Consider the following 24,758-nt stretch of genomic DNA (forward strand, 5'->3'; position numbering starts at 1 on the left):
CTTAAAGGCCATGCCGGCCTTGCCGGTAGTGGTTATCCTGCCTTGCAACCAGCCCCTTCCGGAGCGTCCATGTCCTCCCCTCCCCCCCTGCCGCGTCGCAATCCCATCGCCAGCTTCTTCGTGGGTCTGTGGGATGTAATGAATTTCACCCGCCGGTTGATCCTCAACCTGCTGTTCTTCGGCCTGCTGTTCCTGGCGCTGATGATGTTCATGGTGATCCTGGGCAAGGGCGCCTCCTCGGCGAAGGTGCTGCAGGACCGCACCACGCTGGTGATCGCGCCGGAAGGCCGGCTGGTCGAGCAGTACAGCACCGACCCGGTCAGCCGCGCGCTGGCCAAGGCGCTGGGTGAAAGCAACGCCGAGGAACTGCAGCTGCGCGACCTGATCCGCGCCATCGAAGCGGCCAGGGACGACAAGAAGATCGAGCGCGTGGTGCTGAACCTGGACAAGCTCCAGCCCAGCGGCTTCGCCTCCATGCGCGAGGTCACCCACGCGCTGCAGGACCTGCGCGCGGCCAACAAGCAGGTCGTGGCCTTCAGCGAGAACATGAGCCAGTCGCAGTACCTGCTGGCCGCGCAGGCCGACGAGGTCTACCTCGACCCGATGGGCAGCCTGCTGCTGGAAGGCCTCGGCCGCTACCGCCAGTACTTCCGTACCGGCCTGCAGGAAAAGCTGGGCGTGGACGTGCACCTGTTCAAGGTGGGCGAGTACAAGTCCGCCGCCGAGCCGTACGTGCTGGACGCGGCCTCGCCGCAGGCCAAGGAAGCGGACCTGTTCTGGATGAGCGACGTGTGGCAACGCTACCTGGCCGACATCGCCAAGGCGCGCAAGCTCGACCCGGCGCAGCTGGCGGCCGGCATCGACACGCTGCCCGAAGGCATCGCCGCCGTCGAAGGCGACCTGGCCCGCTTCGCCCTGCAGCAGAAGCTGGTTGATGGCCTGAAGACGCGCGAGGAAGTCGATGCGCTGCTGGCCGAGCGTGGCGCCGCCGACAGCGATGCCGAAGGTGGCTTCCGCCAGATCGGCCTGAGCGACTACCTGACCCAGGTCGACGCCCGTCGTTCGCCGGTGGATTCGCGTCCGCAGGTGGCGGTGGTGGTGGCCGAGGGCGAGATCGCCGGCGGCGACCTGCCGGCCGGCCGCATCGGCGGCGTGTCGACCTCGGCGCTGCTGCGCGAGGCGCGCGACGACGACGACGTGAAGGCGGTGGTGCTGCGCGTGGATTCGCCGGGTGGCGAGGTGTTCGCCTCCGAGCAGATCCGCCGCGAAGTGGAAGCGCTCAAGGCCGCCGGCAAGCCGGTGGTGGTGTCCATGGGCGACATGGCGGCCTCCGGTGGTTACTGGATCAGCATGAACGCCGACCGCATCTACGCCGACGAATCGACCATCACCGGCTCGATCGGCATCTTCGGCATGATCCCCAACTTCGCGCGCAGCCTGGACAAGATCGGCGTGCACACCGACGGCGTGGGCACCACCCGTTTCGCCGGTGCGTTCGACGTGACCCGTCCGATGGACCCGGCCGTGGGGCAGGTGATCCAGTCGGTGATCAACAAGGGCTACGCCGATTTCACCGGCAAGGTCGCCCAGGCGCGCAACAAGCCGGTCGAGGCCGTTGACGAAGTGGCGCGTGGCCGCGTGTGGAGCGGTGCGCAGGCCAAGGAGCGCGGCCTGGTCGATGCCTTCGGTGGCCTGAAGGCCGCCGTCGCCGATGCCGCCAACCGCGCCAAGCTCGGTGAAGGCGACGCGTACCGCGTGCGTTACATCGAGAAGGGCGCCACGCCGTTCGCGCAGTTCATGACCGGTTTCGCCGGCAGCCGCGCCGGTGCGTGGATGCTGGCCGATTCCGGCATCGCGCGGATGATGCTGGCCCGGCAGATGCCGGAACTGGACACCCAGCTGCGTTTCGTCGAGGACGCGGTCAAGGATCGCAACGGTGCCCCGGTGAAGTCGCTGGCCTATTGCTTCTGCGGCCTGTAAGCCCCAGCGCCGCGATGGATCGAACAACGCCGCCCGAGGGGCGGCGTTGTTCGTTTGAGGGGTCGGGTTTGCGGCGGCTTGCAGGGCGGCCCCGCGTTGCCCCCGTCCTTTCGCGCAGCGAAGGGGAGCGGCGCTTCACTGCGCGCCCCACACGCCTTACTGCGGCGAGGCATCCCCGGTGGCGGCATCCAATGCCGCATCCTGCGCCTTGGTCGCCTGCTCGGTCGCGGCCTGCGCCGCCTTGGCCTCTTCCAGCGGCTTGGCCATGGCATCGCGCATCGCCGTGGCCTGGGGATCCGGGCGGCGCTCGGTCTCCGGTGGCTGCGGCTTGCCGCAACCGGCCAGCGTCAGCAGGGACAGCAGCATCAGGCAGGAAAGAAATTTCATCGGCATGCTCCGCGGGGCTGTGGCCGCTATCCTAGCCGCATCCCCCCGCAGCGTCCTTCCGTGGCGCCGCAAGCAAGCAAGAGGAAGCGCAATGAACCCGCAGCGTTGGCGACTGGATGGACAGACCGCACTGGTGACCGGTGCCAGTGCCGGCATCGGCCTGGCGATCGCCCGTGAGCTGCTGGGTTTCGGTGCCGACGTGCTGATCGTCGGCCGTGATGCCGATGCGCTGGAAACCGCGCGTGATGAACTGGCCGATGCCTTCCCCGAACGCGGGATCCACGGGTTGTCGGCCGACGTGTCCGACGACGAGGACCGCCATGCCATCCTCGACTGGGTCGAAGACCATTGCGACGGCCTGAACCTGCTGGTCAACAACGCCGGCGGCAACATCACCCGGCCGGCCAACGACTACACCGAGGACGAATGGCGCGGCATCTTCGAGAACAACCTGTTCTCCGCCTTCGAGCTCTCGCGCACGGCCTACCCGTTGCTGACCCGGCATGCGTCCTCGGCCATCGTCAACGTCGGCAGCGTGTCGGGCATCACCCACGTGCGCAGCGGCGTGGTCTACGGCATGACCAAGGCGGCGATGCAGCAGATGACCCGCAACCTGGCCTGCGAGTGGGCCGAGGACGGCATCCGGGTGAACTCGGTGGCGCCGTGGTACATCCGCACGCGTCGTACTTCCGGCCCGCTGTCCGACCCGGACTACTACGACGAGGTGATCGCGCGCACCCCGATGCGGCGCATCGGTGAGCCGGAGGAAGTCGCCGCGGCGGTGGGCTTCCTGTGCCTGCCGGCCTCGAGCTACATCACCGGCGAGTGCATCGCCGTGGATGGCGGCTTCCTGCGTTACGGGTTCTGAGCGGCGCAATCACTGGCATCGAACCGCGCCTGCAGGCGCTCGTATTCGCGGCGGCGTGCCTCGGCCTGCGCCAGGCCGGTGAAGTTCGAGGCGGTCCTGGCCTCGTGCACACGCTGGCGCCACATCGCGCAATGCCGCGCGGGATCGACCGGTGTGCAACTGTCGCGCAGGACTTCGCAGGCTTCACCGGCGCCGGTGCGCGGGTTGCCGTCCAGGCCGGTGACCTGCATCGCCACGCAGCGCGCCGGGGGTTCCGGCGTTTCGCTCAGGTACGCCTCGCCGCCACGTGGCTTGCATTCAAACAGCGGCGGCAACGGCTCGGCCGGCACCGCAGCCGGCGCTGGAGCGGCAGGCTCTTCGGGGGCGGCGTACAAGCGCTCGACGGGGGCCGGGCCGGCCTGCACGGCCTGGGAGGCCGCAGGCATCGGTGCCGCGGCGGGCACGGGCATCGGTGGCGGCGTGCCCACCGCCTGCATCACCCGCGTGCTCTGCTGCGTGCCCTTGGGACAGGGCATGTTCTGCACCGTGAGTGCACCGCTGGCATCGGTGCAGCGGTAGAACACCACGTCTCCGGCGGCGGCCGGCAGTGCCAGGCACAGCAGCATGGCCAGGCCCCAGCGCATCACCAGCCCCCGCAGTCCTGGTTGAGGCGTGCCTCGATGCCGCGCTGCTCGCGCACCAGCCGCTGGCGCTCGCTCTGCAGCGCGCTGTTGTAGCGGCGGACCAGGTCCCAGCGGCTGTCACGCAGGCGTGCGCAGACTTCCTGTTGCGGCAGTGCATGGCAGCTGTCGCGCACCAGCACCGAGCCGCCGGGGATGATCACGCCCGGGCGGGCCGGGATGCCTCCCGGATGCGGGTGACCACCGGGCGGGCGCGGACCGTGCCCATGCGGCAGGTAGCCGTAGGTCCAGGTCGGCACCCAGCGCGGGTTTCCCTCCGCGCTGTCGCTGGTATAGCGCTCGCCTTCGGCGGTGACGCATTCGTACATCGGTTGTGGCGGCTGCACGGTCACCACCCGCACTTCGCGCTCGACCACCGGGGCGGGTGGGGGAGCGGGGCTGGCCGGGCGTGGTGGGGGATCCTTGGGCCGGACCATGTCCAGCACCTGCTGCCGGTGCGCCTGCGTGCACGGTGCATCCTGCAGCGAGACCGCGCCATTGGCGCCCACGCAGCGGTAGATGCGCACGCCATCGCTTGGTGGCGGATCGACCGCCCATGCCGGCGAGGGCAGCAGGAGCAGGGGAACCAGCAGGAGCAGGCAGGCGCGCATGCCGACATGGTGCCACGCACATGCCCCCGGCAGGAGCGCCCTTGGGAGCGAAGCCGGTGCCGTGTCCATCGCGGGATTGCCGGCCGCCCGGTGATGCGTGAAGAAGGAGGTCGCCGTTGTCGGCTTCGCGCCCGAGGGCGCTCCTGCGTGCCTCAATCGCGCAGGACGTCGCCGGTGGCGGCCACGCGGATGCGGGTCGGTTGGGCCAAGCCGCCGGTGGCACCGTCGAGCAGGCCGTCCAGGTGCTGGAGCAGGGCCGGGTCCAGCTGCTCGCGGCTGCGTGCCGGCGGTTCGCCGGCCAGGTTGGCGCTGGTCGATACCAGCGGCCCGCCCCAGGCAGTGCACAGCGCCTGCACCAGCGGGTGCGCGCTGACCCGCACCGCGATGCCGGTGTGGGCGCCGGTGATCCAGCGCGGCGCGCGCGGGCCGGCCGGGACGATCCAGGTATTGGCACCGGGCCAACTGTCCAGTACCGCCTGGCGGCGTTCGGCGGCCAAGGCATCCAGCTGCACCCAGCCTTCCAGCTGCGCCGGGTCGGCGGCGACCAGGATCATGCCCTTCTCGACCGGACGCTGTTTGAGTGACAGCAGCTTCAACACCGCCTGCGCGTTGCCGGGGTCGCAGCCCAGCCCCCACACCGCTTCGGTCGGGTAGGTGATCACGCCACCGGCCTGCAGGACCGGGACGACGTTGTGCAGATCAAGTTCAATCATGGCGATGGCATCCAACCCGGCGCGGGCTGCGTGGGCTTCAAATGCAGCAGGCCGCCCGAAGGCGGCCTGACACGGGAGCGGACGATTATCCTCCTGCCGGCGCGGCAGGGGGTAGTCGCCCTCAGAACGGCGGCGCGTCGTCGGCGGCAGCCTTCTTCACGGTCTTCTTGGCGACGGCTTTCTTGACCGCCTTCTTGGTGGCGGTCTTCTTGGTCGCAGCCTTCTTTGCCGGCGCCTTGCCGGCAGCGGCCTTCTTCGGCGCGGCTTCTTTCTTGACGGTGGTCTTCTTTGCCGCCGCCTTCTTGGTCGCGGCCTTCTTGGCACCAAAGCCCTTGCGCACCGGCTTGCCGGTCTCGGCCATCAGCTGCTGCACTTCGGCCAGGGTCAACGAGGCCGGCTCGCGGTCCTTCGGGATCTTGCCGTTGAGCTTGCCGTCGCTGATGTACGGGCCGAAGCGACCGTTCAGTACCTGGATGTCCGAGCCCTCGAACTCCTTGATGATGCGGTTGCGCGCGATCTCTTCCTTCTCCTCGATCAGGAAGACGGCACGGGCCAGGTCGATCTTGTACGGGTCGTCTTCCTTCTTCAGCGAGGCATAGGTGCTGCCGCGCTTGGCGAACGGGCCGAAGCGGCCGATGCCCACGCTCACTTCCTCGCCGTTGGCGTCGGCGCCGAGCTTGCGCGGCATGTCGAACAGCTTCAACGCCTCTTCCAGCGAGATCGAATAGATGCTCTGGCCCGGCTGCAGCGAGGCGAACTTGGGCTTTTCCTCGTCATCGACGGTACCGATCTGCACCATCGGGCCGAAGCGGCCGATACGCGCGCTGACATCCTTGCCGCTGACCGGGTCCACGCCGAGCACGCGGGCGCTGCCGGCGTCGGTGCGGTCCAGTGACTCGCTCTTGTCGCTGACCAGCTCCTTGAACGGGCCCCAGAAGCGTTCCATCAGCGGCACCCACTCCTCCTCGCCACGCGACACCGCATCCAGCTCGTCCTCGAGCTTGGCGGTGAAGTCGTAATCGACGTAGCGGGTGAAGTGGCTGGACAGGAACTTGCTGACCGCGCGGCCGACGTCGGTCGGCTTGAAGCTGCGGCCTTCCATTTCGGTGTACTTGCGGAACAGCAGGGTCTGGATGATCGAGGCGTAGGTCGACGGACGGCCGATGCCGTATTCCTCGAGCGCCTTGACCAGCGCCGCTTCGGTGTAGCGCGGCGGCGGTTGGGTGAAGTGCTGTTCGGCCAGGATGCGGTCCAGCGGCACACGGTCGCCGGGCTTCATCGCCGGCAGCTTGCGGCCTTCGTCCTCGTCCTCGGCGTTCTTGCTGTCCTTGCCTTCCTCGTACACGGCCAGGAAGCCGGGCACCACCACGGTGGTGCCACTGGCGCGGAACACATGCTCGCTGCCGGCGGCCAGGTCGACGCTGACGGTATTGAGCGTGGCCGGGATCATCTGGCAGGCGACGGCGCGCTTCCAGATCAGTTCGTAGAGCTTGCGTTCGTCGTCGGTCAGGTACTTGCCGACCTGCGCCGGGGTGCGAAGCGCCGAGGTCGGGCGCACCGCTTCGTGCGCTTCCTGGGCGTTCTTGCTCTTGGTGGTGTAGACGTTGGGCTTGTCCGGCAGCGAACTGGTGCCGTAGTCGCGGGCGATCACGTCACGGATCTCGGCCAGCGCGTCCTGCGACAGGTTCACCGAGTCGGTACGCATGTACGAGATCAGGCCGACCGTGCCCTCGTCGCCGATGGCCACGCCTTCGTACAGCTTCTGCGCAACCTGCATGGTCTTGCGGGTGGTGAAGCCGAGCTTGCGCGAGGCTTCCTGCTGCAGGGTGGAGGTGGTGAACGGCGCGGCCGGGCGGCGCTTGCGCTCCTTGCTGGCCACGTCGGTGACATGCAGCGCCCCTTGGGCGGCCTGCTGGATGCGCAGGCGCGCGGCTTCGGCGGTGTCGCCGTCGGTGACGGTGAACTGCTCGAACTTCTGCCCGTCCAGCTTGATCAGGCGGGCGTTGAAGTGCTGCGAGGGATGCGCGCACTCGGCCTCGATGCTCCAGTACTCGCGGGCGATGAAGGCTTCGATCTCCTCCTCGCGCTCGACGATCATGCGCAGCGCCGGGCTCTGCACGCGGCCGGCGGACAGCCCGCGCTGCACCTTGCGCCACAGCACCGGCGACAGGTTGAAGCCGACCAGGTAGTCCAGCGCGCGGCGTGCCTGCTGCGCATCGACCAGGTCCGCGGCGATGGCGCGCGGCTGGGTCATGGCTTCCTTGATGGCGCGCGGGGTGATCTCGGTGAACACCACGCGCTGCATCGGCTTGCCGTCGGACAGGCCACGTTCCTTGAGGATCTCGGCAATATGCCAGCTGATCGCCTCACCTTCGCGGTCCGGGTCGGTTGCCAGGAAGATGTCGTCGGCGCCCTTGGCGGCCTTGGCGATCGCCTCGACGTGCTTCTCGTTCTTCTCGATCAGGTCGTAGCGCATGGCGAACCCGTTGTCCGGGTCGACCGCGCCCTCCTTGGGGACCAGGTCACGCACATGCCCATACGAGGCCAGGACGGTGAAGTCCTTGCCGAGGTATTTGTTGATCGTCTTGGCCTTGGCCGGCGATTCGACGATGAGCAGGTGCTTGGGCATGTCAGTACTTTCTTGGGGGGAGAACGCCCCGGTTGGGGGCGCTAGGGTGGCGTAAACCGGCACGATAGTGAAGCCGGTGTGGCCGATCTGCATAAATCGACGCCCGGGTTGGCGCCCGGGCGTTCAGCTTTGTCTTTATAGTGGAATCACGCCGGGGCCGCTCTTGTCAAGCGGCCCCGGGGTCGGTCAGCTGAAGTTGGAGGCGGCGATGCCGATCACCGCGATGATCGCCACCACGCCCACCAGCAACAGCAGGCCGAAGATCGACAGGATCACGATGGTCACCGTGCCCAGGCCGCGCTGCTGCCATTCCGGATGGTCGGTGAAGGCCCATTTGTCGACCACCAGGGTGTCGCAGATCATGTCATGCAGGCCCTGCTTGCGCTCGGTGAAGGCGGCCATCACGTAGCCGATGCACAGGGTCAGGGCACTGAGGATGGTGGCGAAGTAGCGGCCGATGGCGCGGGCCAGGGTCATCCGGTCGCCATTGAGGCGCACCACCTTGATGCCCACCGCCATCTTGCCCAGCGTGGCCATGCCGGCCGAGGCATGGAAGCCGGCGTAGTAGGCGGCCGAGATCGCCATCGAAATGAGGTTGGTCAGCAACTGCACCATGATCATGCCGACGCCGGCGGCGTTGCTGTCGCCCAGCCCGGCCATGCCGATGCCCAGCACCATGCCGATCACCATCGCGATCACGCCGCCGACCATGCCCACGATCACGCTGTCGATGCAGTACGCGGCCACGCGCTTCCAGAAGCCGGCATAGACCACTTCGCCGCCCTGCACCGGTGCCGCGCCGCCGCTGACGGTGCTGCTGGGGGCCGAATAGGGCGAGTAGCCATCGGTGCTGGCCGTGGCGGCGGCGGGCAACGGCGCGGTGCCGTTCTCGATGGCGCTGTAGTCCGCGCGCAGGTCGATGCCGGGGCTGGCCTGGGCCAGCAGCTGCAGCTCGTCGGCCAGGGCCGACAGCGGTTGCCACTGCGCCATGCCCTCGCGCCAGGCCAGGGTCTCAAGGTTCAGCTCGCCCTGGTTGAACTTGCTGCGGATCACATCGGCGTCGATCGGCCCGTGCCGCTCGCGCTGGGCATCAGCGTAGTACCACTCACTCATCTCATTCCCCAAAGTTTCAGGCCGCGCCGCTCAGCTGCGGCAATCGGTCGGCAGGTAGTTGTCCGCCACGTCCGAACGACATTTCCAGGTGGCGGTCTGCGTATCGTAGTCGAGCCAGATCGCTTTGCTGTCAAGTTGCGGCGTGCCGGGGGCCTGCAGGCGGGCTTCCAGCCCGCAATGGCCGCCGTCGAAGCGGCCGATGCGGACCTCGGCGATCGTGCCGTCCTCGTAGCTTTCCGGGCTGCCAAAGCCGGCATCGCCGTTGACCGGGCAGCGTTCGTGCTCGCTGGCGAAGGCCGACACTTCCCCCTTCAGGGCGACCAGTTGCGCCTGCACCATGGAGGTCTCGCTGCGCAAGGTGTACTCGCGGTACTGGGGATAGGCGATGGCGGCCAGGATGGCAAGCACGGCCAGCAGGATCACGCCGACCACGGCAACGATGATGCCGACGATGGCGCAGCCGGACAGGCCCTGCCGGACCGCGGCCGGTGGCGGGTTGGGAACCGCGACGTGGACGTGCTGTACCGCCGGCGGGGGTGGTGCGGGAAGGTCGGGCAGGGCCGGCGGTACCGGCACAGCCGGTCCGGACACGTCCGGCAGCCCCAGTTCGGCGGCGAATGCCTGCAGGGGTTGCCAGTGCTCGGCACCTTCGCGCCAGACCAGGGTATCGGCGGCGATGCGCCCGGAGCGGAACAGCTCGACGATGTTTTCCGCTGGCAGTGGTCCGCGCCGTTCGCGGTTGCCCTCGGCGTAGAACCACTGGCTCACGCGGGTCTCCTCATGCGTCCCTGCATGCCGTTGGGCTCAGTGCAGGGGTTCGGGTTCGTCGACGAACATCTGGGTTTCCATCCAGGCATAGGCCGCTTCGGCGCCCGGCTGGTTGAACAGCACCATCAGCACGACCCACTTGAGGTCGTCCAGGTCCAGCTCGTCCTGGTCCAGCGCCATCGCGCGGTCCAGCACCAGCTCGCGCTGGTCGGCGTCCAGGATGCCGTGCTGCTCGAGGAACAGCAGGAAGCCGCGGCCTTCCACGTCCAGCTTGTCCAGTTCCGGGCCGTGGAAAACGCGCACCGGCCCCTTCACCCGGGCCTGGGCCACGGCCGGGCGCTGTTCTGCCAAGGCATCGAGCCAGTCGAAGGCCTTGTTGATCTCGGTGGGGCTGAAACCGGCCTGGATCAGGCCGTTCTGCAGCGAATCGCGGTCTCTGATGAGATCGGCATCCTCGCTGAAATAGTGTTCAAACAGATACAGCAGGACGTCCAGGATGCTCTCTTTCATTGCCCTCGGCCTGCGCCAGTCGGCGCTGTGGAGGTGAAGGAACCCTCAGGTGCGGGTGTAGCGACCGTGTTCGGACGACACTCTCCCTTCCAGTTCCATGACCAGCAGCATGGAGGACAGGCTGGCGGCCGTCAATCCAGTGCGTTCGATCAGTAAATCCATACCGGTTGGGTCGAACCCCAGGGCATTCCACAAGCGCTGGTAGTCGGGATCCGGCAGGGCGGGTGCCGGACGTGGCGTCTCCGGCGCAGCTGAGGTGGGGGTCGACAGCCGGTTTTGCAAGGCTTGGGCCAGTTCGCCGGCCATATTGGCCACGCCTTCAAGAATGTCGTCGGCGTGTGTCACCAATGTGGCACCGTCACGGATCAGGCGGTGGCAGCCGCGCGCCATCGGGTTGTGGATGGAACCGGGCACGGCGAAGGTCTCGCGCCCGGCCTCGGCGGCCAGGCGGGCGGTGATCAGCGCGCCGGAACGCTCGGCCGCTTCGATCACCACCGTGCCCAGGGCCAGGGCCGCCAGCAGCCGGTTGCGGGCGGGGAACTGGCCGCTGCGCGGGGCGGTGCCGGGCGGGTACTCGCTGAGCACGGCCCCCTGGCGAGCCACCTGCGCCTGCAGTTCCCGGTGGTGGCGCGGGTAGGCCAGGTCCGGGCCGGTGCCGATCACGGCATAGGTTGGCCCCGGCAGGGCCAGTGCGGCGCGGTGTGCGGCCGCATCGATGCCGGCGGCCAGCCCGCTGGCGATGGTCAGGCCATGGCCGAGCAGGGCGGTGGCGAAGTCGCGGGCATTGTCCCGGCCGCCAGCGCTGGGGATGCGGCTGCCGACCACGGCGATGGCCGGTTGCCAGAGCACGCTCGGATCGCCATCGACGAAGACCGCCAGCGGCGGATGGGGGCTGTCACGCAGCAGCGGCGGGTAGTCGGGACAGGTCCAGCCGATCAGGTGGTGGCCGGGGGACGCCAGCCATGCCCGCGCGCGGTCGTGCCGGGCGGGATCGGGGTGGCGGAGGGCATGGCATTGCTCGGGCGTGCAGCCGGCCTCGCGCCAGGTCGATGCATCGGCGGACAACACCGCGGCGGCATCGCCGCAGCGGGCGAGCAGCGTGCGCAAGGGGGCACTCGGGCCGCCGGCCAGCAGCAGCGCGAGCAGTGCATCGATGTCGACCGGCGTGGCCGGCGCGGGGCGGGGAGAGGTCATCTCCCCAGCCTGCCGCCAAAACAGCGACGGCGCCCTCGGGCGCCGTCGTTGCATCACATCAGGATTGGGCGCAGCGCTTACTGCGCGTCCGGATGCTTGAGCTCGTAACCCACCTTCGCCGGCTTGGTGCCTTCCATGATCAGCGCGTAGCTGACCTTGTCGAAGGTGCGGAACACCATGGCGTGGGCGGCGTACTCGTCCGGCAGCGACACGCGGTTGCCGCCGGCCTTGAGTGCGTCATCCTTGCGCGAGGTCGGCATGCCGGTCACGCGATCATTGACGTGGCTGCCGCTGCGCCAGATCGAGAACACGGTGCCGTTGTCGATGCCGTCACGGGCGCCGCCGGAAATGGCGATGACGTCACGCGGGCCACCGGAGGTGAAGGTGTCGGTGACGGCCAGCACGCGCAGGTGGCCCGGAGCCGGCTGGGTGGCCGGCGCGTGCGGGATGAACTGCAGGTCGTACGGGTTGGCCTGCACCGGGACCAGGCGGTCACCGGCGCGGACTTCGCGACCGCTGTCTTCCAGGCGCAGGATCGAGGCCTGGGTGGCATCTGCGCCGACCTGGGTCAGCGTGCCCACGTTGACCTTGGCCAGCTCATAGCCCAGGAACTCATCCCGGTCACTGGTGGGAATGAACTCCTTCCAGAGGTTGCCCATGCCGGCGGTGGTGTCGCCCCGCAGGTTGAGGTCGCTGCTGGGCTTGGGCTGCCCGTACTGCACGGTCGGGCGGACCACCATGTAGCGCTGTCCGGACTGGGCGCCCTGCAGGCCCAGCACATAGGCCTGCTGGCCGGTGGTGGCGCGCAGGCGGTTGTCTTCCAGGCCGACCACGTACGGCAGCTCCTTGAAGCTGTCGACGACGTTCAGGTTCTTCAGGAACGGTTCCACGTCCGCCAGCGGCACGGCGTTGATCGGCGCTTCCTGGCGCGGCCCCGGCTGTGCGGTGACGCGGTCCAGGTAGGCCAGGCTCAACACGTCGCCCGGGTAGATCAGGTGGGGATTCTTGACCTGGGGATTGGCCTGCCAGATTTCCGGCCAAAGCCACGGCTTCTTCAGGAAACGCGCGGAGATGTCCCACAGCGTGTCGCCCTTCTTCACCACATAGGTGTCGGGATGGGAACCATTCAGTTCCACGCCCACGGCATAGGTTGTAACGGTCAGCAACGCGACGGCGGCGACCGTACGGATGTGTTTCAGCATGATTGAGATGCCTGATTCCCCAACAGGTTGGCGCACTATATTGCAGAAACGGGAGCAGCGGGCAAGCGCAAGCGGTAGAATTGGGACATCTTGCCGGATTGCGCGGCATTCCTTTTTCGGTGACCCCCCATGGCCCTCCTGCCCATTCTCGAATTTCCTGATCCGCGGCTGCGGACCAAGGCGGCTCTGATCGAGGCCGCCGAGGTGACCACGCCGGTCTTCCAGCAGCTGCTCGACGACATGTTCCAGACCATGTACGAAGCCCCCGGCATCGGGCTGGCGGCCAGCCAGGTGGACGTGCACAAGCGCTTCATGGTCATCGACGTGAGCGAGGAGCGGAACGCGCCGATGGTGTTCATCAACCCGCAGATCGTCAGCGCCAGCGACGGTGGCCGGGTCTACCAGGAAGGCTGCCTGTCGGTGCCGGGCATCTACGCCGACGTGACCCGCGCCGACGAGATCGTCGTGCGCTTCCTCGACCGCGAGGGCAAGCCGCAGGAGCTGGCCGCCGATGGCCTGCTGGCCACCTGCATCCAGCACGAGATGGACCACCTGGACGGCAAGCTGTTCATCGACTACCTCTCGCCGCTCAAGCGCGAGATGGTGCGCAAGAAGCTGGCCAAGCAGCGCAAGCACGTTGCCTGAGTTGAACGGCGGTCCGGCATGCCCGGGTCGCCCCCAGCGGGTGCCGTGACCGGCCCCCGCATCGCACGGCGCCGCCCTTCGGCGCCGTCGTCCTTTCCGGGAGTTGCCACGCCATGAGAATCGTTTTTGCCGGTACGCCGGAGTTCGCCGTCGCCTCGCTGGGGGCCGCCGCGCGCCACCATGAAGTGGTCGCGGTCTACACCCAGCCCGATCGCCCGGCCGGGCGTGGCCGCGGGTTGATGCCGTCGCCGGTCAAGCTCGACGCCATTGCCCGCGGCATCCCGGTGTTCCAGCCGGAAACGCTGAAGACCCCCGAGGCCCAGGCGCAGCTGCGCGCGCTGCAGCCGGACCTGATGATCGTGGTGGCCTACGGGCTGATCCTGCCCAAGGCCGTGCTGGCCATCCCGACCCATGGCTGCTGGAACGTGCACGCCTCGCTGCTGCCGCGCTGGCGCGGTGCCGCGCCGATCCAGCGTGCGATCGAGGCCGGGGATGCCGAAACCGGGGTCTGCCTGATGCAGATGGAGGCCGGCCTGGATACCGGCCCGGTGCTGCTGCACCAGGCCACCGCGATCAGCGACAGCGATACCGGCGGCCAGTTGCATGACCGCCTGGCGCAGTTGGGTGCGCAGGTACTGTCCGATGGGCTGGGCCTGCTGCGCGCCGGCATCAAGCCGATCCCGCGCCCGCAGCCGGACGCCGGCGTCACCTACGCGCACAAGCTGGACAAGGCGCAGGCGCGGCTGGACTGGAGCCAGGACGCCGCCGCGCTGGCGCGTCGCGTGCGGGCGTTCAATCCGTGGCCGGTCGCCGAGGCGAGCCTGGCCGGGGAGCGCGTGCGCATCCATGGAGCGGTGGCGCTCGAGGACAACCGTGGCAAGGCCCCGGGCACGGTGATCGCGGCCAGCCGCGAAGGCATCGACATCGCCTGTGGCCAGGGTGCATTGCGCCTGCGCGTGGTCCAGCGTGAGGGCGGCAAGGCGATCACCGCCGCCGACTACCTCAACGCCCGTCGTGACCTGCTGGTCGAGGGGTGAGGCGATGACGGCTGTGTCTTCCGCGCCGGCCAGCAAGGGCGCCGCGCGCCAGCCCGGCGTGCAGACCCGCGTGCAGGCGGCCAGGGTGTTGGCCGCGGTGCTGGTCCGGGGTCGTTCGCTCAAGGCCGAGTTGTCCACGGCGTTGCCGAAGCTGGACGACAGCCGCGACCGTGCCCTGCTGGAGGCGATCTGCTTTGCCGCATTGCGCCGCCGTTTCGCTTACGAGCGTGCACTCGGGCAATGGCTGCAGAAGCCGCTGGGCCCGCGTGAAGCGGACCTGCGTGGGTTGCTGGTGGCCGGCTTCGCGCAGCTCGATGCGCTGCAGCTGCCCGCCCACGCTGCGTTGTCGGCGACGGTGGATGCCGCGCGCGCCCTGGGCCGCGAGCGCCAGGCCGGGTTGGTCAACGCGGTGTTGCGCCGCGCGCAGCGCGAGGGCTTCGGCACCGCGCGCGCCGAGGATGCGTGGCCGCAATGGCTGTTGCAGCAGGTCCGCGCGGATTGGCCGGCACATGTCGAGCAGATCCTCACCCATAGCCTGCAGCCGGCACCGTTGTGGCTGCGGGTGAACCGCCAGCAGTACAGCCGCGACGCCTATCTGGCGTTGCTGCAGGACGCCGGCATCGACGCACTGGCCGAGCCGGCCGCCGCCGATGCGATCCGTCTGCCGGTGGCCGTGCCGGTGGCCAGCCTGCCGGGCTTCGCGCAGGGCGCGGTGTCGGTGCAGGACCTGTCCGCGCAGCAGGTGGCCGATGGCCTGTCGCCTGCCGTGGGGGCACGCGTGGTCGATGCCTGCGCCGCACCGGGTGGCAAGTCGGCGCACCTGCTCGAACGCGACCCGTCGCTGCAACTGCTGGCGCTGGACGTGGATGCACGGCGTCTGCAGCGCATCCGCGAGACCTTCAACCGCACCGGCGTGGGCGCGGCGGCACAGGTCCAGGCGGTGGATGCGGCCGATGTCCCGGCCTGGTGGGATGGCACGCCGTTCGATGCTGTGCTGCTGGATGCCCCGTGCTCGGCCACCGGCATCATCCGTCGCCAACCCGACGTGCTGCTGCATCGTCGCGCCGAGGACATCACCGCGCTGGTTGCGTTGCAGGCACGCCTGCTCGATGCGCTGTGGAAGGTGCTGCGCCCCGGTGGCGTGCTGCTGTACGCGACCTGTTCGATCCTGCGCCGCGAGAACAGCCAGCAGGTCGCCGCGTTCCTGGCGCGCACGCCGGATGCACGCCTGGAAGCACTGCCCGACACGTTCGGCCATGACGATGGCGGTGGCCGCCAGCGCCTGCCGGGGGAGCAGGGGGGCGATGGTTTCTTCCAGGCCCGGATCGTGAAGCTGGCCGTCATCTAGGCTGGCTATCATCCGGCGCCATGAGGGACGATCTGGCGCGCAGGGAATTCTGGTTGCTGGCGATCACCGCCGTGCTGGTGCTCGCCGCCGGCCTCGGCCTGCGGGATCCGTGGCCCTCGGACGAGCCGCGTTTCGCGCTGGTCGCACGGCAGATGGTGGAGAGCGGCCAGTGGCTGTTCCCCCATCGCGGCATCGAGTTGTATGGCGACAAGCCGCCGATGCTGATGTGGTTGCAGGGCGGCTTCTACCTGCTGCTGCGCGACTGGCGCGTGGCCTTCCTGCTGCCTTCGTTGCTGGCGGCGCTGGGCACGCTGGCCTGCGTCCATGACCTGGGCCGGCGCCTGTGGACCCGGCGGGTCGGCCTGTATGCGGCCTGGTTGCTGCTGTTCACGCTGCAGTTCACCTTCCAGGCACGCAAGGCGCAGATCGATGCGCTGCTGCTGTTGTTCATCACCCTGGCCAACTACGGCCTGCTGCGGCACCTGCTGCGCGGGCCGGACTGGCGGTGGTGGACGATCGGCTGGTTCGCCGCCGGACTGGGCGTGATCACCAAGGGCGTGGGCATGCTGGCGCTGGCGATGCTGGTGCCGGCGGTGCTTTGCGTGGCGATGGGCTGGCGTCGGCCGATGCTGCATGTGGCCAATCCGCGCTTTTGGCTGGGGCCGCTGGCCTTCGTCCTGGCCCTGTCGTTGTGGTTGGGGCCGCTGCTGGCCGCGGTGATGGGCAGTGCTGACCCCGGGCGGCATGCCTACCTGCACGAAATCCTGTTCCGCCAGACCGCAGGTCGCTACACCGCGTCCTGGGACCACCACAATCCACCGTGGTACCACCTCGGGGTGATGCTGACGCTGTGGATGCCGGCCATGCTGGCCTTGCCCTGGGCGCTGCCGGCCTGGTGGCGCCGGCTGCGGCGACATGACCCGCGTTACCTGTTGCTGCTGGGCTGGTGGTTGCTGGTGGTGGTGTTCTTCTCCATTCCCAGCGGCAAGCGTGACGTTTACATCCTGCCGGCGTTGCCGGTGTTCTGCCTGGCATTGGCGCCGCTGTTGCCCGGCTTGTTACGCAAGGCCGGCGTGCGTGCGCTGGTGCTGCTGTTCACCGCGACGTTGACGCTGGTGCTGCTGGTGGCCGGTGCCGGCGTGTTGCTGGGCGAGGGCAGCGAGCGCGTGCAGGGTTTGCTGGAGCGCCGTGAGTTGTCGGTGGCGGCGGCGCGGATGATCGGCATCGCGGTGCTGGTGATGGGCTTCTGGGGAGCCGCGGCACTGTGGCGCTGGGGCCGACGCTGGCCGGCGCAGGTGCTGGCTTCGCTGCTCGCGCTGGTGTGGGTGCTGCAGGGAGTGGTGGTCAACCCGCTGATCACCGACTCCAGCTCCGGACGAGGGCTGATGCGTGAGGTCGGGCGGCGCCTCGGGCCCGATGTCGAGCTGGGGCTGGTTGCCTGGAAGGAACAGAACCTGCTGATGGCCGACCGGCCGGTGGTCAATTTCGGTTTCCTGCGGCCGTGGCCGGAGCAGCTGCGGGCCGGCGTGGCCTGGCAGCAGTCCGCGCCGTCGCACCGCTGGCTGCTGGTGCAGGACGAGGCCGCACTGGCCTGCATCGACCGCGGTCGCAGCCAGCACGTTGGCAGCCTGAGTGGCCGGGGGTGGTGGCTGGTGCCGGCCACGGCGGTGCGTGGGCCGTGCCGGAGCGAGGCCGAGCGCGCGGCGCCTCAGCCGGCGGAGAGCAGTTCCCGGTAGATTGCTTCGGTGGCAGTGACGAAGCGTTCCAGCCCGAACTCGGCGGCGGCATGTGCCCGTGCCGCGGCACCCATGCGCAGCAGGTGCGAGCGGTCTTCCAGCATCGTGCGCAGGGTGGCGGCCATGGCCGCGTGACCATGGACGGGGACCACCCAGCCGTCTTCGCCGGGATGGATGTTCTCCGCCAGGCCGGCATAGTCGGTGACCATCACCGGCTTGCCCATGGCCATCATCTCGCGGCAGGCGAAGGAGATGGTTTCCACGTCGTGGGAAAGCACGAAGCCGGCATCGAAGGTGGCGATCACCGGCCGCACGTCGGCGAGCAGGCCGGGGAAATGGAACTGCGCCTGCAGCCCGGCGGCGTCGATGACCGCTTGCTGGGCGGCGGAAGGGGGATGCCCGGCCAGGACCACATGGATGCGTTCGCGTTCTGCCGCCGGCAGCAACTGCAGCGCGGCGACCAGGTCGGTCCAGCCCTTGTAGCCGGCGGTGCCGGCGTTGCTGCCGACCAGCAGCGCATCGTCGGCGATTCCCAGCGCGCGTCGCTGCGCGGCGGCTGCATCCTGTGGCCAGGGCTGGAAGTGGACGGTGTCCACGCCGTTGTAGACGGTCTGCGGATGGCACACGCGGTACGGCGTGGATTCCAGTTGCCGGCGCACGTATTCGCATACCGCGATGACCTTGTCGGTATGCCAGCGTGCGCGCCAGACGTGCTGCGGTCCGCGCATGGGCTTGGTGTTGTGCTTGGTCAGCACCACGCGCGGGCGCGGGCTGATGCCGCGCAGGGCGGCCAGGGTGATGCGGTGGTCGGCCGAGCCGTTGACGTGGACGACGTCGAAGCGGTGCCGGCGCAGGTAACCGCGCAGCTGCCGCACCGCGTGCAGCCGCTGGCGGATGCGGCGCAGGCCATTGGGGAACGGCTGCGCCAGCACCTGCACGCCGGGCAGGGCACTGGCCTGGGCCAGCAGCGTGCTGCCGCCCGGTGCGGCCACATGCACCTCGTGCCGGGCGGCAAGCGCGCCGGCCAATTCGCGGGTATAGGTGGTGTGGCCACCGCCGCTGCCGCTGTGGAAGTTGGTGAAGAGCAATTTCATGGGGGGTGGGGGTGGAAGGGCGGTCAGCCGATCCGGGGGGCCGGCGGTGCAGCAGAGTGGGTGTCGATGCCCTGCGTGCAGCGGGTGAGCTTCTGCGTACGCGTGGCATGGAACAGGCGGTTGTTCGGCAACGTCATGTCATCCACGTCCGGGGGCGCCCGTGAGTTATGCCACAAATGGACGGCCAGCGCCGCCCACTTCAGGCCACGTCGGCGCAGCCCGGTGTTCTCCAGGCGGGCCGCCAGCTCGCGGTCCTCGGCGCCATAGCCTTCCATGCGTTCGTCAAAACCGTTGACCTGCAGCAGGTCTGCGCGCCAGAAACTCATGTTGCAGCTCATGACCCGGCCGCCGTTGCGGGCACGCGCTTTCCAGCGCGCCAGCAACGGCTGGCGGAAGGCGTACAGGCGACGGGTGCCATCGAACTCGTGGAAGTCGGCGTCCATCCACGGCGCGAACGTCGGCCGGCCCCCCGCCAGCAATCGTTCGGTTTCAGCAGCACTGGCCTTCAGGCGTCCGCCCTGCAGGAAGAAGCCGGGTTCGGCGAAGGCCGCGTGGTCGGCGATGAAATCACGGTGCAGCAGCATGTCGCCGTCGAGCAGGACCACGTAGTCGCCCTGGCTGGCGGCGATGCCCAGGTTGCGGCAGCGTGCCGCACGAAAGCCCTGGTCCTGCTGCCAGATGTGCCGCAGTGGCACCGGCAGCCGTTCCTGCCAACGCCGCACGACGTCGGCCGTGGCCGCGCCGGAACCGTCATCGGCGATGAGCACCTCGTCCGGCATCCGGCGCTGGCCGGCGACGCTTTCCAGCACGCGGTCCAGCGCTGCGGGCCAGTTGTAGGTGAGGATCACCAGCGAGATTTTCATGCAGGCCCGGACGGTTTGGACCCGGACGATGGTAACGACAGGCTCAGTGCCAGGGGTAGCCAGAGAATCAGCCAACCGGGTCGCGGGCTGTCGATCAGGTGGGGCAGGTCGAATTGCACCGTGACCGTGGCGAACAGCCACAGACCCAGCACGACCCGGCCGGTGGCAACGTCACGCCGTTGCCAGGCACGCCAGCCCAGGCCCAGCCAGACCGCCGACCACAGCAGCACGCCGGGGATGCCCAGTTCGACGGCCAACTGGGTGAACAGGTTGTGGGTGTGGACCTGGTACTGCCCGTTGCCACCGATCACCGGCAGCGTGAAGTCGGCGCCCAGGCCGAGGCCGAGCCACGGATGCTGCTGGAACAGTTCCATGGCATGGGCGAACAGCTGTGGCCGCAGTGACAGGCCGCGTTCGGCCAGTTCCGGGTAGGCCGGGATGGCGATGCCCAACCCCACGGCGATCAGCAGCAGCAGCCGCTGCGGCGCACGGTCCCGGTGCCGGACGACCAGCAGCACGAACAGGCTGAAGGCCAGCGCGAGCATCGCGCCGCGTGAGAAGGTGAGGATCAGCGCGGTCGCCATGACGCCCATGGCCAGCCATTTCAGCAGGCGGCGATTGCGCGTCTCCCAGCGCCATGGCCACAGCCACAGGATGCCGGCGGCCATCGCGGCGCCGAACAGGTTGGCGTTGGCCATCACCCCGAACCCGACCAGGCGGTTGTCGACCGTGGGCTTGATCGCGAAGTGCACCATCGCCGCGACCGCGGACACCGCCAGGATACCGGCGCCGAAGGCCAGCAGGGCGCGCTGGCGTACCACGTCGCGGCCGACCGCCAGGGTGCAGCCGAACAGGAACAGGCACACCGTCAGCAGGCGCAGGAATTCATCGTGCGGACGCTTCGCATTGCTCCACGACAGGCTCAGCAGGGCCCAGGCGAACAGCAACAGCAGCACGGGCATCAACGGACGCCGCACGAAATCCAGGAAGCGGCTCGGGCGGGCGATGGCGATGATCAAGGCCGGCAGGTACAGCGTCAGGGCGGCCAGGTACTGGAACGGCTTGCCCGGATTGAACGACGGCCCGGCCGGCAGGAAGCTCATGCCGGCGATCACCACCAGCAACCCCACGAACAGCAGGTTGCGCCAGCGCGGTGCAGTTGGCTCCCCGGGGGAGGACAGGTCGACGGTGGAGAGTGGCGGTTTCAGGTCGGGCGTCATGTGCAAACGGTGGTGGGCAGGGCGTGCGCCGCAATCCCCGGTCCGCAAGGGATTCGATGCCGCAGGGCCGTCACCTCGGGGCGCTGGGGCGGGCGGAGGGGACGCAAAGGGTAAGGGAAGCCAAGCGGGTCTTTGATGAACGCCCCGAACGAACGTTCAGCCTCATTCCCGCAGTCCGGTTCAGCCCTTGCCGCGCTTGCGGCTGCGGACGATGCTCAGGATCCGCTCCAGGCGTTTCCACCAGGGCAACCGGGCCCGCCAGCACAGGTCGATGTAGCGCCGTGCCTCGGCCCAGTCGGGGTCTGGCTTGGTGCGGTACTCCAGCTTGGCCAGCTCCAGGCAGGAGTCGTCCAGGCCGGCGGCGCGGGCGTAGTGGTGGATCAGGCCGCGCGACTGCAGCAGGCCGTGGAAGACGGTGTTGCGGTCCTGCTTGGCCCACCAGCCGTTGTCACCATGGATGCGATAGCCGACTTGCCCGGTGGGCAGGAAGTACTTGCGGGCGCCGAACAGGCTGGCGCCGAACACCAGGCAGTTGTCGGCCGACAGCCGCCACGTGGCACTGACCTGGGGAGGCAGGTCCATGCACTGGCGGGCATAACGGGTGCGCAGTGACAGCGCCGAGGTCGGCGCGCCGTACCAGTAGGTGAGCGCGTAGGTGCTGATCGCGGTGTAGCCCAGGTCCAGCGCGCGCCCGGCGAAGCCGATGCGGCCGTTCTCGTTGCCGAACAGCGCGATGTCGGAGAACACGAAGCCGACGTCCTTGCGCTGGTCGTAGACCGCGCCGATCTGCTCCAGGTAGGTGGGCTCCCAGCGATCGTCGGCGTCGAGGAAGCAGATCACGTCCGCGTCGGCGGCGGCCACGCCGCGCTGGAACGCCGCCAGCTGCCCACCGTTCTGGCCGAACAGCAGGGTGATCGCCGGATGCGCGCCGTAGCGCTCCTGCAGCAGCGCCTGCGAGCCATCGCTGGAACCATCGTCCACGACCAGGATCTGTGCGGCCGGACGGGTCTGGGCGAGCACGCCTTCGATGGCCTCGACCACGAAGCGCGCATAGTTGTAGTTGGTGATGACGACCGCCAAGCGGGTCATGCCCGGTCCTCGGCCAGCAGGGTGCGGAAGTAGGCGATGGTTTCCTTCAGGCCGTCTTCCAGCGCGACCTTGGGCTCCCAGCCCAGCTTCTCGCGGGCCAGCGTGATGTCCGGCTGGCGCTGGCGCGGGTCGTCCGAAGGCAGCGGCTGGAACACCAGCTGCGAGCGGCCGCCGACCAGCTGCAGCACCTTCTCGGCCAGTTCGAGCATGGTGAACTCGCCGGGGTTGCCGATGTTGATCGGGCCGGTGAAGCCGGCCTCGGTGTCCATCATCCGGGTCATGGCCTCGAGCAGGTCATCGACGTAGCAGAAGCTGCGCGTCTGCTGGCCATCGCCGTAGATGGTGATGTCCTGGCCGCGCAGCGCCTGCACGATGAAGTTGCTGACCACGCGCCCGTCATTGGGGTGCATGCGCGGGCCGTAGGTGTTGAAGATGCGCACCACCTTGATGTCCAGCGCGTGCTGGCGGTGGTAGTCGAAGAACAGCGTCTCGGCGCAGCGCTTGCCCTCGTCGTAGCAGCTGCGGATGCCGATCGGGTTGACCCGGCCCCAGTAGCCTTCCTGCTGCGGGTGCACTTCCGGGTCGCCGTAGACCTCGCTGGTGGAGGCCTGCAGGATGCGCGCGTTCACGCGTTTGGCCAGGCCGAGCATGTTGATCGCCCCGTGCACGCTGGTCTTGGTGGTCTGCACCGGGTCGTGCTGGTAATGCACCGGCGAGGCCGGGCAGGCCAGGTTGAAGATGCGGTCCACCTCCACGTACAGCGGGAAGGTGACGTCATGGCGCATCAGTTCGAAGGACGGGTGGCCGATCAGGTGCGCGATGTTGCGCTTGCTGCCGGTGAAATAGTTGTCCACGCACAGGACGTCGTGGCCGTCCCGGATCAGTCGGTCGCACAGGTGCGAGCCCAGGAAGCCGGCGCCGCCGGTGACCAGAATTCTTTGCATGGAACGATCCCAGAGAGGAAAAAGACAGGCCCCGCCACGGGAGCAGGGCCGGCGCATCATTTTGTCACGGTTGCATCCGGTCGAGCCGCCGTACGCGGCAGGAAACGCGGCCGTTCATCCCTGGGAAAACGTTTCCGGCGCGCGTGACAGGAAGCGGTTCAACGGCTGGCGGGGGGCGTCTGCACCGGTTGGCCGTTCTGCAGCAGCCACAGCATGATGGTCTTCTGGCGGACGTAGTTGGCGCTGACGAAGGCCTCGATCAGCCCCGGCCAGCCGTCCAGGAAACCCCGCTTGAACACGAAGCTGCGGAAGAAGCGCCAGGCGGGGGAAATGATCAGCTTGCCCAGGCTGGCACGCTTGCCGCGGCTGAATTCGTGTTCGGCCATCATCCGCGCGTACTTCTGCTTCTTGTCCAGCAACTGCAGGAAGCTGCGGTAGGGGTGGTGCAGCAGGTCGCCCTTGAGCAGGGTGACGGGGCCGTCGACCGAGACCGCCTCGTGGATCTCGCGGTCGCCGCGCCAGCCGCCGTGGCGGCGGTCGAACAGGCGCAGCACGCGGTCCGGGTAAGCGGTGCCGTGGCGCAGGAAACGGCCGAAGTACTCCGAGCAGCGCGCGAAGCGGTAACCGGGGCCACGCGGGAACCCTGCATCGCGTTCGGCCTCGATGGCCGCGCGCAGGGCCGGGTCGACGCGTTCGTCGGCATCCAGGCACAGCACCCAGTCATGCCGGGCCTGGTTGACGCAGAAGTCCTTCTGGCTGCGGAAGCCGTCGAAGGCGCGCTGCAGCACCCGTGCCCCGGCCGCTTCGGCCACCGCCACGGTGGCGTCGGTGGAGAACGAATCCACCACCACGATCTCGTCGCAGAACGCCAGCGAGGCCAGGCAATCGCCGATCCGGTCCGCCTCGTTGAAGGCGATGACGCAGGCCGACACGCGGGGGCGGCTGCTCGGGGAGCTGGACGAGGGCTGGGGCATGCAGGGGTACGCGGTGGGAGCCGGGGCCAAAGCCTAGCAGCGACGCTGCCGGCTGGCGATGCGATAATCCGCGCCAGATCCCGGAGATTCAGGAGTTTCCACGTGCCACGCCACTATCTGCTGTACGGCTCGGAGCGCTACGCGCTGGCCATCCTCCGGCCGGTCCAGGCGGCGATCCGGGCACGCGGGGATGAGGCAGCGTGGTTCTTCGATGGTCCCGGGGCCGAGGACCTGGCCGAGGACGAAACCCTGCTGACGGTGGCGCAGGTACGCGCCTGGAACCCGTACGCGGTGATCACCTCGTCCAATGCCGTGCCGCACTTCTTCCCCGGCGTGAAGGTCGAGACCTTCCACGGGTTCGACGCCGGCAAGCCGCGCCACATCTACATCCGTGGCTTCTTCGACCTGTACTGCACCACCGGCCCGCGCGACACCGCCGCGTTCTCGGCGCTGGCCAAGGAGCAGGGGCACTTCTCGGTGGTGGAGACCGGTTTCCCGAAGATCGACCCGTTCATGAGCCAGCTGCGCGACGCGCCCGACCCGGTGCGCGCGCCGCCGGTGATCCTGTACCACTCCACGTTCTCGCCCTCATGGAGTGCGGCGGGCATCCTGCACGATGAGATCAAGCGTCTCTCGCAGACCGGTGAGTGGCGCTGGATCGTCACCTTCCACCCGAAGATGGACCCGGAAGTGGTGGCCAAGTACCGCGCGCTGGAAGGCCCATACCTGCGCTTCGCCGACGACGACAACATCCTGGACCTGTTCCCGCAGGTGGACATGATGTGCTCGGACACCTCCTCGGCGCTCAACGAGTTCCTGCTGACCTACAAGCCGGTGGTCACGTTCAAGAACCGCCGCCCAGGCCCGCAGCTGATCGACATCGACGACCCGGCGCAGTTCGAAGGGGCGATCCGTACCGCGCTGTCGCGCCCGCCGGCGCTGATGGCCGCGGTGCGCGACTTCGCCGACCAGTTGCACCCGTACCGGGATGGCAAGTCCAGTGACCGCATCCTGGATGCGATCGATGCGTTCGTCGCCAAGGGCGCGCGCAACCGCAAGCCCAAGCCGATGAACCTGTGGCGCAAGTTCAAGCTGCGCAAGCGCATCGGGTACTGGGGACCGGCGCGGACCTGACGGCCCGCCATGCCCTTCTCCCGGCTGGGGGAGGGGCGTC

General features: G+C 68.7%; 23 protein-coding genes. 7 read left to right on the forward strand and 16 right to left on the reverse strand.

Translation table 11 applies throughout. The features are described from left to right. The first annotated feature begins 69 nt into the window (after positions 1-69). Entirely contained in the window at positions 70-1,980 is a 1,911-nt protein-coding gene (gene sppA / locus ACIPR8_RS00460; RefSeq protein WP_192287839.1) for a signal peptide peptidase SppA, read from the forward strand. A gap of 156 nt (positions 1,981-2,136) precedes the next feature. Here the strand turns inward: sppA and ACIPR8_RS00465 are convergent, their stop codons facing one another. Further along, positions 2,137-2,367: a hypothetical protein gene (locus ACIPR8_RS00465; protein WP_323439011.1), complete on the reverse strand. Its 231-nt coding sequence runs from the start codon at positions 2,365-2,367 to the stop codon at positions 2,137-2,139. 91 nt (positions 2,368-2,458) lie between these two features. On the opposite strand from ACIPR8_RS00465, the gene ACIPR8_RS00470 reads away from it, so the two are divergent. Next, positions 2,459-3,235 carry an SDR family oxidoreductase gene (locus ACIPR8_RS00470; RefSeq protein ID WP_132865871.1) on the forward strand — a complete coding sequence of 259 codons (777 nt, stop codon included), beginning with the start codon at positions 2,459-2,461 and terminating at the stop codon, positions 3,233-3,235. On the opposite strand, the gene ACIPR8_RS00475 is transcribed toward ACIPR8_RS00470, so the two are convergent. The 9 genes from ACIPR8_RS00475 to ACIPR8_RS00515 all read right to left on the reverse strand — a co-directional run bounded on the left by ACIPR8_RS00475 (position 3,223) and on the right by ACIPR8_RS00515 (position 12,634). Then, positions 3,223-3,858, reverse strand: a complete 636-nt coding sequence (locus tag ACIPR8_RS00475) for a DUF4124 domain-containing protein (RefSeq protein ID WP_446539822.1) — start codon at positions 3,856-3,858, stop codon at positions 3,223-3,225. The two genes, ACIPR8_RS00470 and ACIPR8_RS00475, sit on opposite strands and share 13 nt — an antisense overlap. Beyond that, a complete protein-coding gene (locus tag ACIPR8_RS00480; RefSeq protein WP_192287835.1) occupies positions 3,858-4,505 on the reverse strand; it encodes a DUF4124 domain-containing protein in 648 nt (215 codons plus the stop codon). The genes ACIPR8_RS00475 and ACIPR8_RS00480 overlap by 1 nt, the downstream gene beginning before the upstream one ends. A 152-nt stretch (positions 4,506-4,657) precedes the next feature. Then, on the reverse strand, positions 4,658-5,218 hold the full coding sequence (locus tag ACIPR8_RS00485) for a Sua5/YciO/YrdC/YwlC family protein (protein ID WP_132865868.1): 561 nt from the start codon (positions 5,216-5,218) through the stop codon (positions 4,658-4,660). Positions 5,219-5,339: 121 nt separating this feature from the next. Beyond that, positions 5,340-7,847 carry a DNA topoisomerase I gene (locus tag ACIPR8_RS00490; RefSeq protein ID WP_446539823.1) on the reverse strand — a complete coding sequence of 836 codons (2,508 nt, stop codon included), beginning with the start codon at positions 7,845-7,847 and terminating at the stop codon, positions 5,340-5,342. A 186-nt stretch (positions 7,848-8,033) separates the two neighbouring features. After that, the gene (locus ACIPR8_RS00495) at positions 8,034-8,960 is read right to left on the reverse strand and encodes an RDD family protein (RefSeq protein ID WP_446539824.1); all 927 of its coding nucleotides are present in this window, start codon (positions 8,958-8,960) and stop codon (positions 8,034-8,036) included. Between the two features lie 30 nt (positions 8,961-8,990). Continuing rightward, positions 8,991-9,728: a GYF domain-containing protein gene (locus ACIPR8_RS00500; protein WP_446539825.1), complete on the reverse strand. Its 738-nt coding sequence runs from the start codon at positions 9,726-9,728 to the stop codon at positions 8,991-8,993. 36 nt (positions 9,729-9,764) lie between these two features. Next, entirely contained in the window at positions 9,765-10,238 is a 474-nt protein-coding gene (locus tag ACIPR8_RS00505) for a DUF494 family protein (RefSeq protein ID WP_132865864.1), read from the reverse strand. Positions 10,239-10,283: 45 nt separating this feature from the next. Continuing rightward, positions 10,284-11,432 (reverse strand): DNA-processing protein DprA, encoded by a 1,149-nt coding sequence (gene dprA, locus ACIPR8_RS00510; protein ID WP_192287831.1) that lies wholly within the window; start codon positions 11,430-11,432, stop codon positions 10,284-10,286. Positions 11,433-11,509: 77 nt separating this feature from the next. Next, positions 11,510-12,634, reverse strand: coding sequence for a LysM peptidoglycan-binding domain-containing protein (locus ACIPR8_RS00515; RefSeq protein WP_446539826.1), 1,125 nt, complete (start codon positions 12,632-12,634; stop codon positions 11,510-11,512). Positions 12,635-12,763: 129 nt separating this feature from the next. On the opposite strand from ACIPR8_RS00515, the gene def reads away from it, so the two are divergent. From def to ACIPR8_RS00535, 4 genes are all read left to right on the forward strand, one after another. Further along, positions 12,764-13,279, forward strand: coding sequence for a peptide deformylase (gene def, locus ACIPR8_RS00520; protein WP_132865861.1), 516 nt, complete (start codon positions 12,764-12,766; stop codon positions 13,277-13,279). Between the two features lie 113 nt (positions 13,280-13,392). Continuing rightward, on the forward strand, positions 13,393-14,316 hold the full coding sequence (gene fmt / locus ACIPR8_RS00525; RefSeq protein WP_446539827.1) for a methionyl-tRNA formyltransferase: 924 nt from the start codon (positions 13,393-13,395) through the stop codon (positions 14,314-14,316). A 4-nt stretch (positions 14,317-14,320) separates the two neighbouring features. Beyond that, positions 14,321-15,664 carry a 16S rRNA (cytosine(967)-C(5))-methyltransferase RsmB gene (gene rsmB / locus ACIPR8_RS00530; RefSeq protein ID WP_446539828.1) on the forward strand — a complete coding sequence of 448 codons (1,344 nt, stop codon included), beginning with the start codon at positions 14,321-14,323 and terminating at the stop codon, positions 15,662-15,664. Positions 15,665-15,684: 20 nt separating this feature from the next. Beyond that, positions 15,685-17,400, forward strand: a complete 1,716-nt coding sequence (locus tag ACIPR8_RS00535; protein ID WP_446539829.1) for an ArnT family glycosyltransferase — start codon at positions 15,685-15,687, stop codon at positions 17,398-17,400. Here ACIPR8_RS00535 and ACIPR8_RS00540 read toward each other — a convergent pair. The 6 genes from ACIPR8_RS00540 to ACIPR8_RS00565 form a co-directional block, all read right to left on the reverse strand. Then, complete coding sequence (locus ACIPR8_RS00540; protein ID WP_446539830.1) at positions 17,373-18,494, reverse strand: glycosyltransferase family 4 protein; 1,122 nt, start codon at positions 18,492-18,494, stop codon at positions 17,373-17,375. The two genes, ACIPR8_RS00535 and ACIPR8_RS00540, sit on opposite strands and share 28 nt — an antisense overlap. A gap of 23 nt (positions 18,495-18,517) precedes the next feature. Further along, positions 18,518-19,357 carry a glycosyltransferase family 2 protein gene (locus tag ACIPR8_RS00545; protein ID WP_446539831.1) on the reverse strand — a complete coding sequence of 280 codons (840 nt, stop codon included), beginning with the start codon at positions 19,355-19,357 and terminating at the stop codon, positions 18,518-18,520. Next, entirely contained in the window at positions 19,354-20,577 is a 1,224-nt protein-coding gene (locus ACIPR8_RS00550; RefSeq protein ID WP_446539832.1) for an O-antigen ligase family protein, read from the reverse strand. Before ACIPR8_RS00550 ends, ACIPR8_RS00545 begins: the two co-directional genes overlap by 4 nt. 180 nt (positions 20,578-20,757) lie before the next feature. Beyond that, positions 20,758-21,666 (reverse strand): glycosyltransferase family 2 protein, encoded by a 909-nt coding sequence (locus ACIPR8_RS00555; protein WP_446539833.1) that lies wholly within the window; start codon positions 21,664-21,666, stop codon positions 20,758-20,760. Continuing rightward, the gene (locus tag ACIPR8_RS00560; RefSeq protein ID WP_132865853.1) at positions 21,663-22,610 is read right to left on the reverse strand and encodes a UDP-glucuronic acid decarboxylase family protein; all 948 of its coding nucleotides are present in this window, start codon (positions 22,608-22,610) and stop codon (positions 21,663-21,665) included. The genes ACIPR8_RS00555 and ACIPR8_RS00560 overlap by 4 nt, the downstream gene beginning before the upstream one ends. Before the next feature lie 158 nt (positions 22,611-22,768). Then, positions 22,769-23,584 carry a glycosyltransferase family 2 protein gene (locus ACIPR8_RS00565; protein ID WP_446539834.1) on the reverse strand — a complete coding sequence of 272 codons (816 nt, stop codon included), beginning with the start codon at positions 23,582-23,584 and terminating at the stop codon, positions 22,769-22,771. A gap of 102 nt (positions 23,585-23,686) precedes the next feature. On the opposite strand from ACIPR8_RS00565, the gene ACIPR8_RS00570 reads away from it, so the two are divergent. After that, positions 23,687-24,718: a CDP-glycerol glycerophosphotransferase family protein gene (locus ACIPR8_RS00570; RefSeq protein WP_446539835.1), complete on the forward strand. Its 1,032-nt coding sequence runs from the start codon at positions 23,687-23,689 to the stop codon at positions 24,716-24,718. Positions 24,719-24,758: the final 40 nt, after the last annotated feature.

This window comes from Stenotrophomonas sp. LARHCG68 (assembly GCF_052871705.1).

Coding starts and splice junctions, on each gene's coding strand:
- sppA (WP_192287839.1), top strand. CDS start 70: ATGTCCTCCCCTCCCCCCCTGCCGCGTCGCAATCCCATCGCCAGCTTC.
- ACIPR8_RS00465 (WP_323439011.1), bottom strand. CDS start 2,367: ATGAAATTTCTTTCCTGCCTGATGCTGCTGTCCCTGCTGACGCTGGCC.
- ACIPR8_RS00470 (WP_132865871.1), top strand. CDS start 2,459: ATGAACCCGCAGCGTTGGCGACTGGATGGACAGACCGCACTGGTGACC.
- ACIPR8_RS00475 (WP_446539822.1), bottom strand. CDS start 3,858: ATGCGCTGGGGCCTGGCCATGCTGCTGTGCCTGGCACTGCCGGCCGCC.
- ACIPR8_RS00480 (WP_192287835.1), bottom strand. CDS start 4,505: ATGCGCGCCTGCCTGCTCCTGCTGGTTCCCCTGCTCCTGCTGCCCTCG.
- ACIPR8_RS00485 (WP_132865868.1), bottom strand. CDS start 5,218: ATGATTGAACTTGATCTGCACAACGTCGTCCCGGTCCTGCAGGCCGGT.
- ACIPR8_RS00490 (WP_446539823.1), bottom strand. CDS start 7,847: ATGCCCAAGCACCTGCTCATCGTCGAATCGCCGGCCAAGGCCAAGACG.
- ACIPR8_RS00495 (WP_446539824.1), bottom strand. CDS start 8,960: ATGAGTGAGTGGTACTACGCTGATGCCCAGCGCGAGCGGCACGGGCCG.
- ACIPR8_RS00505 (WP_132865864.1), bottom strand. CDS start 10,238: ATGAAAGAGAGCATCCTGGACGTCCTGCTGTATCTGTTTGAACACTAT.
- dprA (WP_192287831.1), bottom strand. CDS start 11,432: ATGACCTCTCCCCGCCCCGCGCCGGCCACGCCGGTCGACATCGATGCA.
- ACIPR8_RS00515 (WP_446539826.1), bottom strand. CDS start 12,634: ATGCTGAAACACATCCGTACGGTCGCCGCCGTCGCGTTGCTGACCGTT.
- def (WP_132865861.1), top strand. CDS start 12,764: ATGGCCCTCCTGCCCATTCTCGAATTTCCTGATCCGCGGCTGCGGACC.
- fmt (WP_446539827.1), top strand. CDS start 13,393: ATGAGAATCGTTTTTGCCGGTACGCCGGAGTTCGCCGTCGCCTCGCTG.
- rsmB (WP_446539828.1), top strand. CDS start 14,321: ATGACGGCTGTGTCTTCCGCGCCGGCCAGCAAGGGCGCCGCGCGCCAG.
- ACIPR8_RS00535 (WP_446539829.1), top strand. CDS start 15,685: ATGAGGGACGATCTGGCGCGCAGGGAATTCTGGTTGCTGGCGATCACC.
- ACIPR8_RS00540 (WP_446539830.1), bottom strand. CDS start 18,494: ATGAAATTGCTCTTCACCAACTTCCACAGCGGCAGCGGCGGTGGCCAC.
- ACIPR8_RS00545 (WP_446539831.1), bottom strand. CDS start 19,357: ATGAAAATCTCGCTGGTGATCCTCACCTACAACTGGCCCGCAGCGCTG.
- ACIPR8_RS00550 (WP_446539832.1), bottom strand. CDS start 20,577: ATGACGCCCGACCTGAAACCGCCACTCTCCACCGTCGACCTGTCCTCC.
- ACIPR8_RS00555 (WP_446539833.1), bottom strand. CDS start 21,666: ATGACCCGCTTGGCGGTCGTCATCACCAACTACAACTATGCGCGCTTC.
- ACIPR8_RS00560 (WP_132865853.1), bottom strand. CDS start 22,610: ATGCAAAGAATTCTGGTCACCGGCGGCGCCGGCTTCCTGGGCTCGCAC.
- ACIPR8_RS00565 (WP_446539834.1), bottom strand. CDS start 23,584: ATGCCCCAGCCCTCGTCCAGCTCCCCGAGCAGCCGCCCCCGCGTGTCG.